Annotated in this window: 25 protein-coding genes; 11 read left to right on the forward strand and 14 right to left on the reverse strand. The window is 29.1% G+C overall.

Going from position 1 to position 15,164, the window contains the following annotated elements; all coding sequences use genetic code 11:
- The 12 genes from L992_RS02955 to L992_RS02995 form a co-directional block, all read right to left on the reverse strand.
- Positions 1–1,047 carry a site-specific integrase gene (locus L992_RS02955; RefSeq protein ID WP_047394292.1) on the reverse strand — a complete coding sequence of 349 codons (1,047 nt, stop codon included), beginning with the start codon at positions 1,045–1,047 and terminating at the stop codon, positions 1–3.
- Complete coding sequence (locus tag L992_RS02960) at positions 1,034–1,225, reverse strand: hypothetical protein (protein WP_047394295.1); 192 nt, start codon at positions 1,223–1,225, stop codon at positions 1,034–1,036. The genes L992_RS02955 and L992_RS02960 overlap by 14 nt, the downstream gene beginning before the upstream one ends.
- A 52-nt stretch (positions 1,226–1,277) precedes the next feature.
- Complete coding sequence (locus tag L992_RS13425; RefSeq protein WP_156110633.1) at positions 1,278–1,421, reverse strand: hypothetical protein; 144 nt, start codon at positions 1,419–1,421, stop codon at positions 1,278–1,280.
- Positions 1,421–1,591, reverse strand: coding sequence for a hypothetical protein (locus L992_RS13430; RefSeq protein ID WP_156110634.1), 171 nt, complete (start codon positions 1,589–1,591; stop codon positions 1,421–1,423). The genes L992_RS13425 and L992_RS13430 overlap by 1 nt, the downstream gene beginning before the upstream one ends.
- A 13-nt stretch (positions 1,592–1,604) precedes the next feature.
- Positions 1,605–2,885 carry a hypothetical protein gene (locus tag L992_RS02965; protein WP_047394297.1) on the reverse strand — a complete coding sequence of 427 codons (1,281 nt, stop codon included), beginning with the start codon at positions 2,883–2,885 and terminating at the stop codon, positions 1,605–1,607.
- Positions 2,886–3,758 carry a hypothetical protein gene (locus L992_RS02970; RefSeq protein ID WP_047394299.1) on the reverse strand — a complete coding sequence of 291 codons (873 nt, stop codon included), beginning with the start codon at positions 3,756–3,758 and terminating at the stop codon, positions 2,886–2,888. It abuts the gene before it with no gap.
- Positions 3,745–4,242 (reverse strand): hypothetical protein, encoded by a 498-nt coding sequence (locus tag L992_RS02975; RefSeq protein ID WP_047394301.1) that lies wholly within the window; start codon positions 4,240–4,242, stop codon positions 3,745–3,747. The genes L992_RS02970 and L992_RS02975 overlap by 14 nt, the downstream gene beginning before the upstream one ends.
- Entirely contained in the window at positions 4,226–4,945 is a 720-nt protein-coding gene (locus L992_RS13070) for a hypothetical protein (protein ID WP_052193885.1), read from the reverse strand. The genes L992_RS02975 and L992_RS13070 overlap by 17 nt, the downstream gene beginning before the upstream one ends.
- Positions 4,945–5,643 (reverse strand): ParA family protein, encoded by a 699-nt coding sequence (locus L992_RS02985; RefSeq protein ID WP_052193886.1) that lies wholly within the window; start codon positions 5,641–5,643, stop codon positions 4,945–4,947. Before L992_RS02985 ends, L992_RS13070 begins: the two co-directional genes overlap by 1 nt.
- Positions 5,634–5,759, reverse strand: a complete 126-nt coding sequence (locus L992_RS13805; protein WP_255360696.1) for a hypothetical protein — start codon at positions 5,757–5,759, stop codon at positions 5,634–5,636. The genes L992_RS02985 and L992_RS13805 overlap by 10 nt, the downstream gene beginning before the upstream one ends.
- A 108-nt stretch (positions 5,760–5,867) precedes the next feature.
- Positions 5,868–6,254, reverse strand: a complete 387-nt coding sequence (locus tag L992_RS02990) for a hypothetical protein (RefSeq protein WP_047394303.1) — start codon at positions 6,252–6,254, stop codon at positions 5,868–5,870.
- Positions 6,254–6,520 (reverse strand): hypothetical protein, encoded by a 267-nt coding sequence (locus L992_RS02995; RefSeq protein ID WP_047394304.1) that lies wholly within the window; start codon positions 6,518–6,520, stop codon positions 6,254–6,256. The genes L992_RS02990 and L992_RS02995 overlap by 1 nt, the downstream gene beginning before the upstream one ends.
- A 211-nt stretch (positions 6,521–6,731) precedes the next feature.
- Between L992_RS02995 and L992_RS13075 the strand changes: the two genes are divergently transcribed.
- From L992_RS13075 to L992_RS03025, 6 genes are all read left to right on the forward strand, one after another.
- A complete protein-coding gene (locus L992_RS13075; RefSeq protein ID WP_052193887.1) occupies positions 6,732–7,466 on the forward strand; it encodes a LexA family transcriptional regulator in 735 nt (244 codons plus the stop codon).
- A 98-nt stretch (positions 7,467–7,564) separates the two neighbouring features.
- Positions 7,565–8,767 carry a hypothetical protein gene (locus L992_RS03005; protein ID WP_047394305.1) on the forward strand — a complete coding sequence of 401 codons (1,203 nt, stop codon included), beginning with the start codon at positions 7,565–7,567 and terminating at the stop codon, positions 8,765–8,767.
- A complete protein-coding gene (locus L992_RS03010) occupies positions 8,767–9,123 on the forward strand; it encodes a hypothetical protein (protein ID WP_047394307.1) in 357 nt (118 codons plus the stop codon). Before L992_RS03005 ends, L992_RS03010 begins: the two co-directional genes overlap by 1 nt.
- Positions 9,107–9,631, forward strand: a complete 525-nt coding sequence (locus L992_RS03015) for a hypothetical protein (RefSeq protein ID WP_047394308.1) — start codon at positions 9,107–9,109, stop codon at positions 9,629–9,631. Before L992_RS03010 ends, L992_RS03015 begins: the two co-directional genes overlap by 17 nt.
- Positions 9,632–9,766: 135 nt before the next feature.
- Entirely contained in the window at positions 9,767–9,976 is a 210-nt protein-coding gene (locus L992_RS03020) for a winged helix-turn-helix transcriptional regulator (protein ID WP_047394310.1), read from the forward strand.
- 93 nt (positions 9,977–10,069) lie between these two features.
- The gene (locus tag L992_RS03025) at positions 10,070–10,366 is read left to right on the forward strand and encodes a hypothetical protein (RefSeq protein WP_047394313.1); all 297 of its coding nucleotides are present in this window, start codon (positions 10,070–10,072) and stop codon (positions 10,364–10,366) included.
- A gap of 4 nt (positions 10,367–10,370) precedes the next feature.
- On the opposite strand, the gene L992_RS03030 is transcribed toward L992_RS03025, so the two are convergent.
- The gene (locus L992_RS03030) at positions 10,371–10,955 is read right to left on the reverse strand and encodes a hypothetical protein (protein ID WP_047394314.1); all 585 of its coding nucleotides are present in this window, start codon (positions 10,953–10,955) and stop codon (positions 10,371–10,373) included.
- Between the two features lie 161 nt (positions 10,956–11,116).
- Here L992_RS03030 and L992_RS03035 point away from each other — a divergent pair, with 161 nt between their 5' ends.
- The gene (locus tag L992_RS03035) at positions 11,117–11,557 is read left to right on the forward strand and encodes a hypothetical protein (protein WP_047394316.1); all 441 of its coding nucleotides are present in this window, start codon (positions 11,117–11,119) and stop codon (positions 11,555–11,557) included.
- A 76-nt stretch (positions 11,558–11,633) separates the two neighbouring features.
- Entirely contained in the window at positions 11,634–11,912 is a 279-nt protein-coding gene (locus tag L992_RS03040) for a hypothetical protein (RefSeq protein WP_047394318.1), read from the forward strand.
- Positions 11,913–11,924: 12 nt separating this feature from the next.
- Here L992_RS03040 and L992_RS03045 read toward each other — a convergent pair whose 3' ends face one another.
- Complete coding sequence (locus L992_RS03045; RefSeq protein WP_047394321.1) at positions 11,925–12,533, reverse strand: hypothetical protein; 609 nt, start codon at positions 12,531–12,533, stop codon at positions 11,925–11,927.
- Positions 12,534–12,737: 204 nt separating this feature from the next.
- On the opposite strand from L992_RS03045, the gene L992_RS13080 reads away from it, so the two are divergent.
- The 3 genes from L992_RS13080 to L992_RS03065 all read left to right on the forward strand — a co-directional run bounded on the left by L992_RS13080 (position 12,738) and on the right by L992_RS03065 (position 15,160).
- Complete coding sequence (locus L992_RS13080; RefSeq protein ID WP_052193888.1) at positions 12,738–13,754, forward strand: hypothetical protein; 1,017 nt, start codon at positions 12,738–12,740, stop codon at positions 13,752–13,754.
- 267 nt (positions 13,755–14,021) lie between these two features.
- Complete coding sequence (locus tag L992_RS03060) at positions 14,022–14,576, forward strand: dUTP diphosphatase (RefSeq protein ID WP_047394328.1); 555 nt, start codon at positions 14,022–14,024, stop codon at positions 14,574–14,576.
- Positions 14,576–15,160 (forward strand): hypothetical protein, encoded by a 585-nt coding sequence (locus L992_RS03065; protein ID WP_047394331.1) that lies wholly within the window; start codon positions 14,576–14,578, stop codon positions 15,158–15,160. Before L992_RS03060 ends, L992_RS03065 begins: the two co-directional genes overlap by 1 nt.
- Positions 15,161–15,164 lie beyond the last annotated feature (4 nt).

Genomic DNA, 15,164 nt, shown 5'->3' on the forward strand with positions numbered 1-15,164 from the left:
TCACAACTCTTCCAACATTGCAATAATTTTTTCACTAGAATCAGGGTATAGATGAGAGTATACATTTAAAGTGGTGTCAACTTTCTCATGTCCCAATCTCTTTGATATAGCTAAGGGATTAACACCCAAGTGAATTAAAAGTGACGCGTGAGAGTGTCTGAGGTCGTGAATTCTTATCTCTTTAACTCCCACTCTTTCAGCAAACTTTTTTATCTGTTTTCGTATGTTAGTTTGATGTAATCTAAAAAGTCTAGTTTCCATTTTTAAAGCGTATATCTTTCTAGTGTAAATCTTCAATATTTCTAATAATGAATCAGTTATCATAATCTCTCTATTGCTGCTTTCAGTTTTTGGAGGAGTTACTAGATCCTCGCCATTTATTCTTGAAAGTGTTTTATTTATTTTTATAGTTTTTTTCTTAAAGTTTATATCTCCATACTCCAGTGCAAGAAGTTCACCTATCCTCATTCCAGTATAGAATAATAGATTCAATATAGTGTAAATATCAATTCTTTCCTCAGCTTCTGCACTAACTCTTTTAAAATCATCTATTGTCCAGATGTTTATTTCTGTACCTAGCTTTCCAATTGTTCCAGCTTTTGTAACTGGATTGTAGCTCAAATCATGAAATTTTACGGCATAGTTAAATACAGCAGTAAGGGTTGAATTTATCAATCTTAGATATGTTTGACTATATTCAGTTTCTTTCATTAATAAATTTTGGAAAGTTCTTATATCGGCTGGAGTGATTTCGCTAAGTTTGTGGCTATTGAAATATGGAATGATTCTTTGAGTTAAAACTACTTTTCTTAAATTTGCTGTACTGGCTTTTACTCTACAGCTAATATCATCTAAATATAGCTTACACATCTCTTCAAATGTAGATGTTATATTAGCATCAGGACTTGTTAAAAATTCTCTTTCATATTCTAAAGCTTCTTTTTTAGTTTTAAAACCTCTTTTAAAACTTTGTTTTCTTTCTCCTGTATGGGTTATATAATAAAAACGGGATATCCAAGTCCCGTTTTTATCTTTAGTTGCTGGCATATTTTTCTCCTTTTATTCCTAGTTTTTTAAAGAGAAACTCTCTATTCACTCTGCCGCGAATAGTCATATATCCCTCCTTCGCCATCTCTTCATTTACAGTTTTCATTATTTTATATGCAGTACATTTCTTTACCTTACATATCTCTACTACCTCATCTACTCTCAATAGTTCATTCATCTATTTCTCCCTTCATTTCGAACGCGTTCGAAATCATTAACCTATATGGATTTCAATAATTTTTATTACTATTCTCCATTCTCAATTCGTTTATTAATTTTTCATGTATTTCAATCTCACAATTTTCACAAGTATTATGATAATATTTAATTTCTTCTTCCGTTAAATTTTTGCCACAATATATGCAGGTACTCATTAATCCTCCTTGATTTCAAATCTACTAGCTAGATAACTTCCATAATCTCCACTTTCGTCGATTATATCTATCCATTCATCATCCAGCCATTCATAAACTCTGTTAGTTTCATATTTTTTATTTAATTTAAGTTTTATAGTTCCATTATTATCTATACACGTAGCTTTCATTTATACCTCCAAATTACTTTCTTTTATAACCTATTCTATCTAAATAAACTTTTATATTTTGAGCTTTTAAAAACTCCCAATTTTCAGAATGTTCTCTTAGTTTATTTAAAGCTCTACCTATTCTTTCATCTTTATCTAAAGTGCATTTAATAATATTAGGGTTATATAACTCAACTCTTTTTTCATTAGCTTCTATGATAGTATCTTGATACTTCCCTTTTATTTTTAAAGTGTACCAATCATCAAATTGGGTAACTATACCTCTAAATATTATTTTTCCTCTTCGATAATCTCTAACTAAGACTTCTTTATTTAAAAATTCATGGTCTGCTGTACGAGTTCTTTCTGATTTTTCACATTCAATAAATTCAACTCCATATTTAGCCATACATTTTTTAAGTTTTAAAATTATAGTTCTAAAAAATAGTTGTTCATGACGTGTAACTAAATCGTTATAGTAAATTAATGTTCTGTAATATTTATCCAATATTCTTATTTTTTTATCAGAGTTAGGAATATCAAATATAAACTCTTTTTGTCTTGAATTGTAGATATATTTTGTTTTCAATGACTTTCTAAAGTTTCTCATAATAGTTCCAATTCTATCTTCTATCAACTCAAAATCTTTATTGGTTATTTGGATATAGCTATCATTTACATCATAATGAATAATCATTTTGTTTTTATGTTTTCTAAATCCTGTTTTATATTTTCTTTTCAATTTTTTTATTGAGTTGTTTGAAAATTCTTTATTATTTTCATCAATTGGAATGTATTTACTTTCTCCACAATGGATACAAATGTATTCTACGGCATCAATATGAGGGAATTTATTTTCTCTAAGACTACCTCTTAAAGTATAGTCATCTTTTTCTTGCTTAATCCACAGATGATCACTTTTGTTTTTACAATTTGGTCTTATAGTTTTTATTTCATAACTATCAGCATATTCATGTTCCATATGTATTTCATACTCGTTTTCTTTGTAACAGTTCCTACATTCAAAAGTCCCATCATTTTCATAGTATATATCGCTATCATCTAATTCATTCTCATGTCCACAAAATCTGCAAACAGCTTCTTCAGAATTATAATCAAGATTAGATCCTATTTTTTTCTCATAGCTATTCAAATACTGCTGATATTCTTCACAAACAAAATCCCAATCGCTTGCGAGTTCTTTTGCTTCTTCATCATCGCAAGCATTATTTTCTATATATTCCTCTTTAGTAAGAGAGCCATCACATAATATACAACTTCCTAGATATTCATCAAACTCGTGCATTGTTAACATTTATCTAGCCTCCATATTCTTCCAATGTTTTAAATTCATTCCAACATATTTTGCATATTTGCTCTCTTTCTTAGGTTGAACAGGAACTTTATTCTCTATTTCAACTTTAGTAAGCTCTAATGATTTTTTCAATTTAGTAATTGTAGTTTTCAGATATTTAAGATCTTTATCAAAATCATCTGGAAGCAGCTCTTTTAGTTTTTCTCTATATCCTTCAATTAATTCTTGAATAATGAAAAATCTATAATAAATCTCTTTACAAACATTCTTTTCAGCAGCAAAGTCTGAGTTACTGAACTCTAAACTATGTTTTTTAGAAAAAACCTCATTTGTATTTTCTAGAAGCTCTACTAAGCTATCTTGGTTGTACATAAATTCGTTATATTTAAACATTCTCATAATCATTCTTCCAAGATACTTTGTAGAGGAGTTCCAAGAGTCTATAACCTCTTTAGAGAACTCAACCTTTTCAGGTAACTCTATTGTAACGGATTCTCTAAGCTGTGAAGTCATCGTTTTATAATCGTTCTTCAATTTATCATCTACTTGAACCTCTTTTTCAAAAGCTATTTCAGTGCCTATAAATTTAGATATTAGTATATCTAGCTCTACTGCTGTATAAAAAGCTACTAGATTTGGAGAAGGGATTATGTTATCAAACACCTCTTTTAGAAATAACTTGATATTTGCTTTAACTTGAGTTTGATACCTTAACTTTTGATTTCTATCTTTAATAGATTCAACTTTTTTCATATCCAAGAATAAACTTTTCGACTGCTCGTTGATGTAGCCCTCACCACTCTCTGTAAATCTCATTAGAACAGCTATATTTCTTTCACCATATATCTCTTTTAATTTTTTACCTAAACTCACTTTGCTCCTCCTCATCAATTTGTATTCTTTTTATAGCTCTTGCTATTCCAGCTTTTGTCATTCCAGTAATTTTAATTAAATCTTGTTTGGTCATAGTTTTATAGTTTTCTTTTATGAAAGCACCCCATTTTGTATTTTTCCTTTTTTTCTTACAGATTTGTCCAGTTGCTAGTAATCTATCCACAGTAGACTGAACCTTGTGTATTGATACTCCTAGCATGTTTGAAATGTGTTGTATTGATGATGTACTATAATGCTTTCTAACGAACTTGTCACACTCATCGCTTCTATTTAATAATATCTTTAGATCCCTAGATAATTTCTCATGATAACACTCAATTGCGTATTCAATATCCTCTTTACGCAACTCTCTAGCTATATATGTTTTCTTTTTAGTGATAACGAACAGAGTTTTTTCATGAGAATAAACCCTATCCGCTACATTTATAATCTTTTCAAGTTCAGTTCTATTCAGCTGTATCATCTGCAACACCAACTAATTTCAGATTATCTTTATTTTCAAACTCTTTATTTCTCTCAGAGATATTTTTTCTCAATTCTTTTAAATATTTTTCTAAAACTTCCAACTCTCTTTCAGCTGCATGGAGCTGCTTAGAGTCCATTTTATTTAAACTTTTCTCTAATTTTTCAAAGTTTTTATAATTTACACATTTAACTTCTTTTTGTAAAAAGTTAGTATTAGTTTCAATAGGAACTATATCAATAGTTTTATTTTCGTTCATACGAGCATCTAAAAATATTTTTATTTCCTCAGTAGTTGTCAGCTGAAGTTCAGCAGCATCATAGATTATGTTTATAGCAATCTCTTTGTTAGAGAGCATCTTTATAGCTCTTACTGATAACGATGTAACCCATTCTTTCTTGTCTCCGAAGTGCATATAAAGCTCATATCTTCTAAGAAGCTCACTAACTTTATCTTTACTAAGCCCAATTCCTCCATACCACTCCATAAAGCTTCCATCAGCTTTCAGCTTTAGTGAGTTTTCATATAAAGCTTTACAAACTTTAAACATAGAATCAGACATACTTCTGAAATTTCTAAAAATAATAGCTTCATTTTCAATAATCTCTTTTTTTAAATTATCTTCAATAGCATATTTTTCAAAGTCAAATATGCTATTATAATCCTCTTGCATTTTGCTTTTTAAACTTTGTAAAGCTTTCATTACAGAATCGCCTCCAGAACAGCCTTAAATACTTCCTGAGTGGCTTCCACTCTTTTAGAGTTACATTCCCATATTGTTTTACCTTCATCAATCAATTTTCCGATGATGGCACTTTGAGAGATTGGAACAGTCAGAAGTATATCGCTTCCTTTTAGAACTTCCTCTAATCCTCTGTAGTACTCTTTTTCCTTAGCTGTTTTTGTCCATTTATTTATTACAACAGCTGATAGTTTTGAAAGCTCAATATTTTCTAACATTGCTGTAATACTATTTATCGTAACCTTATCAGCGAACCCAGGAACAACAACTTTGTCAGCTAAATCTACAAATATTTGGTCAATCCCAATCATTGGAGTTGAGTCTATTAATATATATTTGTATTTAGACCTCATATTGTTTATAAATTGGCTTAGTTTCTCTTTTGATGCACTGTTTATATGTGAAGCTTTCAAAGGTATGAAATATAGCTTCTCACGAAGTCTCACGACATCCCCAGTACCAGTTTTAATCCAGTTTTCTAAACCAGTTGATGTTTCTACCTTCTCCATTCCTGCGTACTCTAATATATTATTTTGGTTATCAGATGTTATTATCAAAACATCTTCTCCACTCAAATACTGTAATCCATGTGCTAATTGCAGAGTCATCCAGCTTTTTCCAACTCCACCTTTATTATTTTTAATTGCTATTACTTGCATAATTCCACCCCTATTTTCTCAAAAAGTTCATCTATATTGTATCCAGAGAAAACTCTTCTTTCTCCTTTGATAACTACCGATGTAAATACTTTATCTCCAATAAATTTTAATGACATTTTAAATCCTCCCTTGACATTTTGAGAGATTAAATGTTATACTTCAATTACCAGTCGAGGTTTAACATTTGTTGAATCTCTTTTTTTATTTTTTGTAACTTTTTCATTTTATCCAACTTTTGATTCGAAGAATTTTAATTCAAATTTTTGATTTTCATTTTTTAACTGCTCAGATCTATAAGATAGATTGCTATAAAGTTTATCTCTTAAATCATCACTAAGCTTTTCATAATGAAGTTGCTTTTCTAAATCAGCTTTTATGAAGTTTGAATATCTATTTACCCAGTTACTGAAAGTTTTATCCTGGAACTGCTCTGCAAACTTTTTTAATCTTTCAAGAGCTTCTCTAGAAACTTTGATATACTCATCTCTTCTCGCGTCGTCTAAGGCATCAATTTGATAGTCTATTTCAACAGTGGACTTAGTTTCAAAGATAACTCCTGTAGTTCCCATTGTTAAGCTTAAAGCTTCATCAATCATTGTTGGCTTTCTCATTAGCTACAACCTCCATTTTCTGATTTCAGAAACATTAAAATATTTTTTTCTTTTCGCCTTATAAATTTATAAAAAATGTTATCTTCTAATTCATCATGGAAAAAGTTTCCTTTATCATTCTCTTTGATTTCAACATTTAACATTCCAGACAGATCATCTTCATCTAAGATAAAAGATGTAGTTACCTCATTTATCATTTTCTCTTTATAAAATTCATTGAATATATCTCTAACTTGAAATTCAAGCTCTTGTTCTCTTGTTCTCATCTTTCCTCCTAAAATATTTTTATTTATAAAATTCAAACTTTAAAAATCGTGCTATAATTGTCCAATAAAGTTGGACAAAGTGTTTAAATTTTTTTGAAAACTCATTTTACAAGTTAATTATATCCAATAATCTTGGATATGTCAAATAAAATTTGACGAAATTATGAAAAATCTTTTAAAATATAAAATTAATAACGAAGGAGGATGATTAATGAAGACTTTAGCTCTAACTCTTAAAATGTTAAGAGAAAAAAAAGGACTTTCTATGGAACAACTTGCAGAAAAAGCAAAAGTTAGTAAGGGTATCATTGGAGAAATTGAAAGGGACAAGACTAGGTCCACAGTAAAAACATTGAATAAAATAGCTAACGCTTTAGAATTGACAATTGCAGAAAAAAATGATTTAGATAATGCTTTTTTACAAAAAAATACATCAGATATAAATGTTTTGAATATAGGCGATCCCATAAAGATGATGGTAATACCTGTTTTTTCTAGTGTTGCAGCTGGAATGGGTTATATACCTGATGCAGAACCAATAGATTTTATAAGTATTCCAGAAGTTGGCGGAGAATGTATCGGAATTAGGGTGGCTGGTGATAGCATGGAGCCTACATTTTATAATAATGATATAGTTGTTATAAAAAAAGATATTGAGGTCGGATTAGGGGAAGTAGGTGTATTTTTAAATAAACATTCTGGAGAGTCTTGGGTTAAAAGATTAAAAAAGAAAAATGGAGTTTATGTACTAGAGAGTGATAATCACATGTTTAAAGATAAAGAGATAAAATCAGATGAAATATGTTGTTGTGGTAAAGTTATAAATGTGGTTAAAAAAGATTTGAAAAAAAGAGTAAATCCGCTGCTTGAAAAAATAGAGATGCTAGATCCTAAGCAACAGGAAATTTTAGAAATGATGATTAACGGATTGTTAGATAAAAAATAAATAAAAATGGGGGGATAAAAATAAAGTCTCAAATTGTAAGTATAAAGTCTATAAAGGAGAGTTGTAGTCATCTATACGATAATAACTGCCTTAATTTTTTGTATAAGAAGAAATTTTCACTAGCTTATGCTTTTGATTTATCAACGGATAAAATAGAATTATTTGTTCCAGTACAATTTTCACTGCTAGAAGATTCAAATGTTGTTTTAGAATTTTGTAAAAGAGTATTGGACCTTAGATTTTCAAATAGAAAGCAAATTACAATAAACTTCTCGAAATGTATATTATTGGATGTTGCAGCTCTATCTATTTTGAATACGTTTCTTTTACATCTCAGAGATGAAGCAAACTCAAAAGAAAAAAATATTGTGTTTAAAACTACATTTACAGGGAAAACTAATTTAGATATATTAATCTATAAAGTTGGGATTATAACATTGTTAAAACTAGAAAATTTTCCAGAGAAAACAAAGCAGTATATTGAAAAATTAAAGCTAGAAATAGATGATAAAAATATAAAGACATTACCGCTATTAGCTGGTGGTGGAACAACCATCGAATTTTTAAGAGAGTTGATTATAAAGAACAAAACTGCAAAGTACATAAGCGATAACTCTAAGTTTGGAACAGAGGTAGTGAGATTTGTAAATGAATGTTTAGAGACGGTTGGGTATATTCTGAATTTAAAAGGCAATCGGAACTTTAAAGGAATGATAGGGGAACTAGCAACAAATTCACTTGAGCATTTGGGTGAAGAGATGTGCCAGCTTTATTGTACTGGATATTATATAATAGATAAAAATACAGAAGGAGAAGGCAGTATAGTATTTTTTAATTTTGGAAATACTATATATGAAAGCTTGTTACACGATTCAACCAAAGATATAAAAGAAAAATTGTCGAGATTGTCAAAGTTGCATTATTTTGATGACCTTTTCACAGAGGAAAATTTGTGGACATTGGCAGCACTACAACCTAAAATAAGTAGAAAGTATGATAGAAAAATAAATAATGAGAGAGGAACAGGGACGATAAAATTGTTAGAAGGCTTTAAAAATTTTTCAAGTGATAAAGAAAAATTGATGACAATAGTATCTGGTAAGACTCAAATATTATTTGATAATTCAAAAATTTCAAGTTATAATGATATAGATAAAAGAGTAGCATTAAATGAAGAAAATAGTTTAGAAACTCGTCCCTCTTCGAAGTATCTTAAAAATTTGAAACATAGCTTTCCAGGGACGATTATATATATACAATTTTCTTTAAGTGGAGAATATTTAAAAAAGGGGGTGGAATAATGATAAAAAAAATTGAATTAGAAAAATTTTTAACTCCTGGCGGAGATTATTTATCTGGACGTCCTGAAGGTGAAGGTGCAAGAGGAATTGAAAAATTAGATGAGTTTGATTTAAACAAAGATAACAGTATAGAACTTTTAATTTCTGATAGCATTATTGGAGTAAATATCTCTTTTTTCTTGGGATTACTTAGTATATCATTAAAGCCTTTTCAAACTAGAGAGGATATTCTAAAGAAAGTAAAATTGACATTTACAGGAGAGGACCTAGAAATAAAAGAACTTGTAACTGAGGATTTCGAGTACATGATAAAAAAAATCTTAGATAAGAGGGATATAAATGACATCCTCAAGTAAGGCAGCTATAGAAATAGGATCTTGGACGGACATTATAAATTTGGTAATTGTTTGTTTTACTTTGATTTTTAATGGAGTTAAAAATAGAACAGCAAACAAAGAGGATATGGAAGAGAAACTTAGATTATTCAAACTTAAAACAAAAGCTAGTTGGTTTGAAAGAGTTGTGTTAAAAAAGTTGGAAATCTATGATAAGTTTTTCAAAAAAAGTAGAGATATTTATTTTTCTATAGATAAAAGCAACAGAAAAAGTAAAATATCTGCAAGAAGAATGTATCAACAGAAAAGAGATGAAATTAGAGATGAAATGTTACCTCTAAAGGCATTTGACCAAAGTTTATTTGATGAGCTAGATAAAATAATTGAAGCGTTGGAAAATAAGCTATTTTCTAATGAGGAAGTAAGAAAAGGAGAACTAAAAGAGTATCAGGTATTTTTTACAACAGTTCTTATTAATTATGAAAAAGACGAGTATGAGGTAAAGAATATAATACATTTAAATAGTTAAAAAGCACAAAAAAAGAGGTTGATAGTTAATCAATCTCTTTTTTGTTTGTTTATTTTGAATTTTTATCAAAAATAATTTGACTTGTCCAATTTTATTGGATATAATTATATATATTGATTCTGTGAGGTGATAGTTTTGAGAAAAGAAGAAATATTGTATAAAAAAATTAAAGATATACAGCAAGAAAAAGGGTTAACAGTTGCCAAAATAGCGGAAAAAACAGGCGTAAGCAAACAGACCGTTTCACATAGAATACTGAACATAAAAAAAAACGGCATTGTTAATTTAAGGTTTATTCAGCAAATAGAAGAATTGGCAGGGGTAGATATAATTAAATTTTTTTAATTATATTGTCCAATTAAATTGACTAGAGCTTTTAATAGGCTCTTAATTAAAACTTATCACCAGATGGTAGGTTTTAATTAGGAGGTGATTGATGTGAATGATAAAAATAATATTTATGAACTCAAAAACATAAATGGAAATTTAGAAATTTTAATACATCACGATAAAACCGCTATCAATAAAGAGGCTACAGAAAATCAAGTTATTGAATTTCCGTCTTTAGAATTTGCAAAAGAAGGGGATATAGAAATAACTATAACTAAGAATTCAATAATGGTTAAAGAAATTGGAGAAGATGGTGAAGTGTTATTTAAAAAACATGCTTTTTTAAAAGATAAAACAAAAATCTGCTCTTTGGGCATTAGTTTGGCTGATATAACTGAGAAGTGATAAATTATTTTTTTATTTGTTCTAAGATTTTATTTTTCAAATCAATATCGGCTTCAATAGCATTATTTGTATTGTATTCCAATCCAAATAAATCACGATAGTGATTAACGATTTCTTTTTCATCCTTAGTGAGAATAGGATTGATTTTTCTAAGTAAAGATTGGTAATTCATTTTATTCCAAATAAAATTTGAAATACAGCTTTTATTTTCCTTATAAAAAAGATTCTTAAATCTGCTACCAACAGATACAGGAATTTCGTAAGGGTTATCATTAGGAATAAATAGTATATTTTCGTTGTATCTAGATGTTATGTGGTGAAGAGTTTTGTTTGGTGATTCCCAAACAGCAAAAGATTCTGCTTCAAAAATAATATCAGACTCTAGAAGTGATATACCATATACTGTTTTACCTCCGTATTCTTCTGAATATCTGTTTACAGTTTCGAAAGAATCGTTAAGATTAATTTTTTTTAGTTGGATATTAAATTCTATTTCACGTTTTAAAAAAAAGTGTTGGGTTCCTATTGCAAAACGTTTAAGTTCTTGGTGAAAAGAATTTGGACAACGTAATTTTGAATAGTTTCTCATAATACCTCCAGTATTAGATTCTCAGTTATATCAATTAAATTATAGCATTAAAAATAAAAAAGAACCTACAGAAAAGTAGGCTCTTAGTTCAAGCTTATCACTTAACTCTTCCCCTAGAGTTAATTTCCCCCCCGAAAATAGTGGTAGGTTTCAATTAGGAGGTGATTAACACGAAAGATAAAACTGAAAAAATTTATGATTTAATTAATTTTACTGAAAATGAAGTGTTACCTAAACTTGAATACATCAAAAGTCAAATGGATGAACTTTTTCCAGAATCAAAGGACATTAGACACATGAACGCTTTTAAAGAGAATATTGGAGCCAGATTAAAAAAAGATGATTCGATAGGAAATATTTTAAAAGTTTTAGCTGAGAATATACAAAAGCATGAGTTTATATCTGAAGCTTATGAAGCTAAAACAGAGTTACTATATCATTTGTTAGGAAAAATGTTAAAAGGAAACTTAAAAAGTGCAATTGATGAAAGAGCCATAGCCGATTTCATCTCTACACTAACAAAAGCTGGATATGATTTGAGTTGTACACCAGATAGAATAACTATCGAAAAAACATGGAAGGCTAACTATAAAAAAAGTTAGCCACACTTAATGAATTAATAACCTAATGCTTCTGCAATTTTCTTTGCAAAATCTAAAGAGCAAGGAGGTGATTGATGTGATTCTTGAAAAAATAAAAATCCTCTTTAAGAACAAGAATAGAGAAAACTCTTTTAAGGGAATGAGTGATGCTATACCAAATGTTAAAAATGAAGCTTTTGAAGAATATACAAAAAATCCATTTACTTGTGTTAAGTTATTTAAATTAAAATATGGATATGATGGCTTGTTAGCCATCTTGCAGTATAACGCTTTAAATAATATTGTGACTCCTTTTTACGTGATTAAAGAATACGAAGATCCATTTTTTACGGTATTTGTCTCAAACGAAATTTAGTATGCACAACTTTTATAAGTTGAGCATACTAATCAAAATTTTAAGAAGATCTGGTGAAATTTTCTCTAAAAAAGTAATAAGAATAGTGAGAGCCATAATAGTGTCTACTATAATTTCGATAGTTTTTTTTAGAGTAGAATGAATCTTGAATGGAAATAGTGATAAAAAATTAGTTACTATAAATCTTACTCCTTTTTTCAGCCAGTAAAAAGGGTTTATAAGATTGATAGCGTAGTTCTGTATTTTTATTTCGCTTTCCACTTGAATCGCTTTAGAAAACAATGCGTTTAAAGAATAACTAAGGATATTCTTTAAATATCTAGTTAACAGAGATTGATAATTAAAAAGAACATATTCTAAAAGTGACTGTGATGGTAAATATCCAGATTTTAATTCGCCTAAAGATGTTGAATTTATAAGTTTACAATTTTGATTTAAAAATAGTAAGTGTTCATCTAAGTCACCTATTCCTAAGTCGATTTTATTTCTAAATTCTTTAAAATGATTTATAGATTTTGCTATTGTTCTTTTGATGTTAATAATAATAATAAGTTCTTTTAGAGAAATGAAAAATCCAATTATAAGTAAGATGATAAAAATATTTTTTAAAGTAAATGACATAATCCCTCCATAAATTTGTTTTGTTGTGTTGGAACTCTATTATAACTATTTGGAGGATTATATACAAGCCTACTACGGTAGGCATCTTATTTCAACTCTTCATGTTTAGCCAGTTGACTATAACTAAGCATGGAGGGTTGTAATAAGATAAATAATAAAATAAAGATGGTCAACTGGCACTTGACCTCTTAGGGGAGGAACAAAATGAATCATAGTTTTGATATAGATTTAGCAAAAGAATACGGGATAGAGGAAGCTATAATGATTGAAAATATCGCTTTCTGGATTAAAAAAAATATGGTTAATAACAAGCATTATATAGAGGATAAGTATTGGACATTTAACTCAGTGAGAGCTTTCAATGAACTTTTCCCTTATATGAATCCAAGCAAGATAAATAGAACTTTGAAAAAATTAGAAAAAATTGGAATTATAGAGATTGGAAAACATAATAAAGCTGCTTATGACCAAACATCGTGGTATACGATAATAAACGAAGAAATTTTAGAGAAATATAAGCTAATACCTGATAATTGCTCATTTTGCAAAATGAAAAATGGTTTTGTCAATTTGCAAAATAGATCTGTGCAAAATGAAAAACCTATACCATATGTAAACACAGATATAAACACAGATATAAAAAATAAACATGTAACATGCTCTGATTTAAAAAAACCTGAAAAGAAAATAATGCTTGGACTAAATCCAAAAGGTTATCCTCAGAAAGATGAATGGGAAAAGTTCTTAAATAAAAATTTAATTGGAGTAGACTATACTCCAGCTATAGAAAAAGCAATTAAGAATCTATTAAAAACAGAAACTTCAGTTGCGGTAGAAAAGATATTGCTAGAAACGTATAAAACTGGAATTGAGACTGGTAGAACAGTTTCAGAGATAGCAACTATCATCAGCAAAGGAAATGCCCTTAGAGCTAAAGCTGTAAAGCCTAAGAAAGAAAAAAAGATTACAGAGGAGAAAGGGCAAGATGAAATAATCATAGCATCATCACTAGACAAAGAAAAAGAGTTTATCCAGAAAAGAGAACTGGAGAAACAAGAAGTTGAAAAACAGAAGTTGCCAGAAGTGGAATTAACACCAGAATTGGAGGAAGTGTTGATAGAAAAAGTTGTTGCAACAGAGGGAATTGCAAAGACTTTTCTAAAAAAAATGAAAATCAAAAATAATTTTATGTATGAAAACATGCTGAAAAAATATTTATAAAAAAAACGGGAGTGAGTTTAATGGGTAAACAAGATTTAATAATAATTGCTAGCTTAAGTGGAGTAATGATTAGTCTGAGGTTGTTGATTTATTACTTTGAAAAAGTTATAGAAAGGAATACCTCTAGATGCTGTGGGGATTGCAACTTTTTCGAAGTGTGTTTCCACTATGTGGATGAGAAAAGACTTTACACAAACAGGAACTATACCGAGCGTCCAGCTTGCGAGTCGTTTAAAGAAAAAAGTGAGATAATCATTGGAGGGGAAAATGAGAACACCGGAAAACATTTTTGAGTTATTGAAATTACAAAAAGAATTGGATAAAAAAACCAGTGGATTGAGAGAAAGCGGCTTTACACCTAGAAAACGTGATGCTTTTGATTTATCTATGGCACTTGATGATGAGTTTAATGAATTCATGAAAGAGCTTCCAGACGAATTAAATTTCAAATATTGGAAAGATAAAAAACATGATCCTCACAAGCAATTGATTGAGTATGTAGATTGTTTATTTTTCCTACTGGGTGCTATAAATGATTTTCATTCTAGGAAGATAGATATGCAAATTAGAATCTGTTTGAGTATGGATGATTTAAAATCGAGTGATAAAAAATTAGATAAAAAATCACTCTCAGAGTTTAAATATGCTATTCAGATAGCGAACTTAGAAGATGAGTTTGATATGGTGACACTATCTCGTTTTTATTTAGAGATTGGAGCTGCGGCAGGATATTGTGCTAAAGATATTTATAACGCTTATTGGGAAAAATGGAATATAAATATGGGTAGAGATAAAAAAGATTGGACATTGGGAGGAGAATAATGGAAAATATTAGAATCGGTTTAGTATTATTGGCAGGAGCGAGCCTGTACGTAAACTATTTACTATGGAAAAGATTAAAAAGTGCAGAAAAGCAAAATGAAGAGTCGTCACAAGTTCGGTACGAGGAAAGAGATTTGTTTTTTAAGTCTTTAAATAGCAGAGAAATAACTATTGACAATTGTGAAAAAGAGATAAAAGCTCTAAGAAACTCAAGAGATAATCTTAGAAATATAATATCAAAAACTCAAAAGAGATTTGATAATCTTGAATCTGATTATAAAAAATTAGTAGAGTCAAACGAAAGACTTGGGCGTGAGTTTGATTCGCTCGCTATTTCTCACAAAAAGATAGCTGAAACAAATGAAAAGTTATACTCTAATTTTTTTGAAAAAGAAGAAGAACTATCAATATTAGATATGGCATATGACGAGTTAATGAAAGCGTATAATTCAAATGCAATGGATTTATATTTTTGGAATCTACTTCCAAAAGCGGATAGAGAAACGAGAAGACGATTCTTAAAAAATGGTAAATATAGAGTTTGTAACTTGAACACAGGAGAGTTAGTTTTTGAGGTAGTTTAAAATG

It is taken from the genome of Cetobacterium sp. ZOR0034 (assembly GCF_000799075.1).
Lineage (GTDB): Bacteria > Fusobacteriota > Fusobacteriia > Fusobacteriales > Fusobacteriaceae > Cetobacterium_A.

Bases quoted from the DNA above. Each gene is read 5' to 3' on its own strand.
- L992_RS02955 (WP_047394292.1), bottom strand. From the start codon at position 1,047: ATGCCAGCAACTAAAGATAAAAACGGGACTTGGATATCCCGTTTTTAT.
- L992_RS02960 (WP_047394295.1), bottom strand. From the start codon at position 1,225: ATGAATGAACTATTGAGAGTAGATGAGGTAGTAGAGATATGTAAGGTA.
- L992_RS13425 (WP_156110633.1), bottom strand. From the start codon at position 1,421: ATGAGTACCTGCATATATTGTGGCAAAAATTTAACGGAAGAAGAAATT.
- L992_RS13430 (WP_156110634.1), bottom strand. From the start codon at position 1,591: ATGAAAGCTACGTGTATAGATAATAATGGAACTATAAAACTTAAATTA.
- L992_RS02965 (WP_047394297.1), bottom strand. From the start codon at position 2,885: ATGTTAACAATGCACGAGTTTGATGAATATCTAGGAAGTTGTATATTA.
- L992_RS02975 (WP_047394301.1), bottom strand. From the start codon at position 4,242: ATGATACAGCTGAATAGAACTGAACTTGAAAAGATTATAAATGTAGCG.
- L992_RS13070 (WP_052193885.1), bottom strand. From the start codon at position 4,945: ATGAAAGCTTTACAAAGTTTAAAAAGCAAAATGCAAGAGGATTATAAT.
- L992_RS02985 (WP_052193886.1), bottom strand. From the start codon at position 5,643: ATGCAAGTAATAGCAATTAAAAATAATAAAGGTGGAGTTGGAAAAAGC.
- L992_RS13805 (WP_255360696.1), bottom strand. From the start codon at position 5,759: ATGTCATTAAAATTTATTGGAGATAAAGTATTTACATCGGTAGTTATC.
- L992_RS02990 (WP_047394303.1), bottom strand. From the start codon at position 6,254: ATGAGAAAGCCAACAATGATTGATGAAGCTTTAAGCTTAACAATGGGA.
- L992_RS02995 (WP_047394304.1), bottom strand. From the start codon at position 6,520: ATGAGAACAAGAGAACAAGAGCTTGAATTTCAAGTTAGAGATATATTC.
- L992_RS13075 (WP_052193887.1), top strand. From the start codon at position 6,732: ATGAAGACTTTAGCTCTAACTCTTAAAATGTTAAGAGAAAAAAAAGGA.
- L992_RS03010 (WP_047394307.1), top strand. From the start codon at position 8,767: ATGATAAAAAAAATTGAATTAGAAAAATTTTTAACTCCTGGCGGAGAT.
- L992_RS03015 (WP_047394308.1), top strand. From the start codon at position 9,107: ATGACATCCTCAAGTAAGGCAGCTATAGAAATAGGATCTTGGACGGAC.
- L992_RS03030 (WP_047394314.1), bottom strand. From the start codon at position 10,955: ATGAGAAACTATTCAAAATTACGTTGTCCAAATTCTTTTCACCAAGAA.
- L992_RS03045 (WP_047394321.1), bottom strand. From the start codon at position 12,533: ATGTCATTTACTTTAAAAAATATTTTTATCATCTTACTTATAATTGGA.
- L992_RS13080 (WP_052193888.1), top strand. From the start codon at position 12,738: ATGAATCATAGTTTTGATATAGATTTAGCAAAAGAATACGGGATAGAG.
- L992_RS03060 (WP_047394328.1), top strand. From the start codon at position 14,022: ATGAGAACACCGGAAAACATTTTTGAGTTATTGAAATTACAAAAAGAA.
- L992_RS03065 (WP_047394331.1), top strand. From the start codon at position 14,576: ATGGAAAATATTAGAATCGGTTTAGTATTATTGGCAGGAGCGAGCCTG.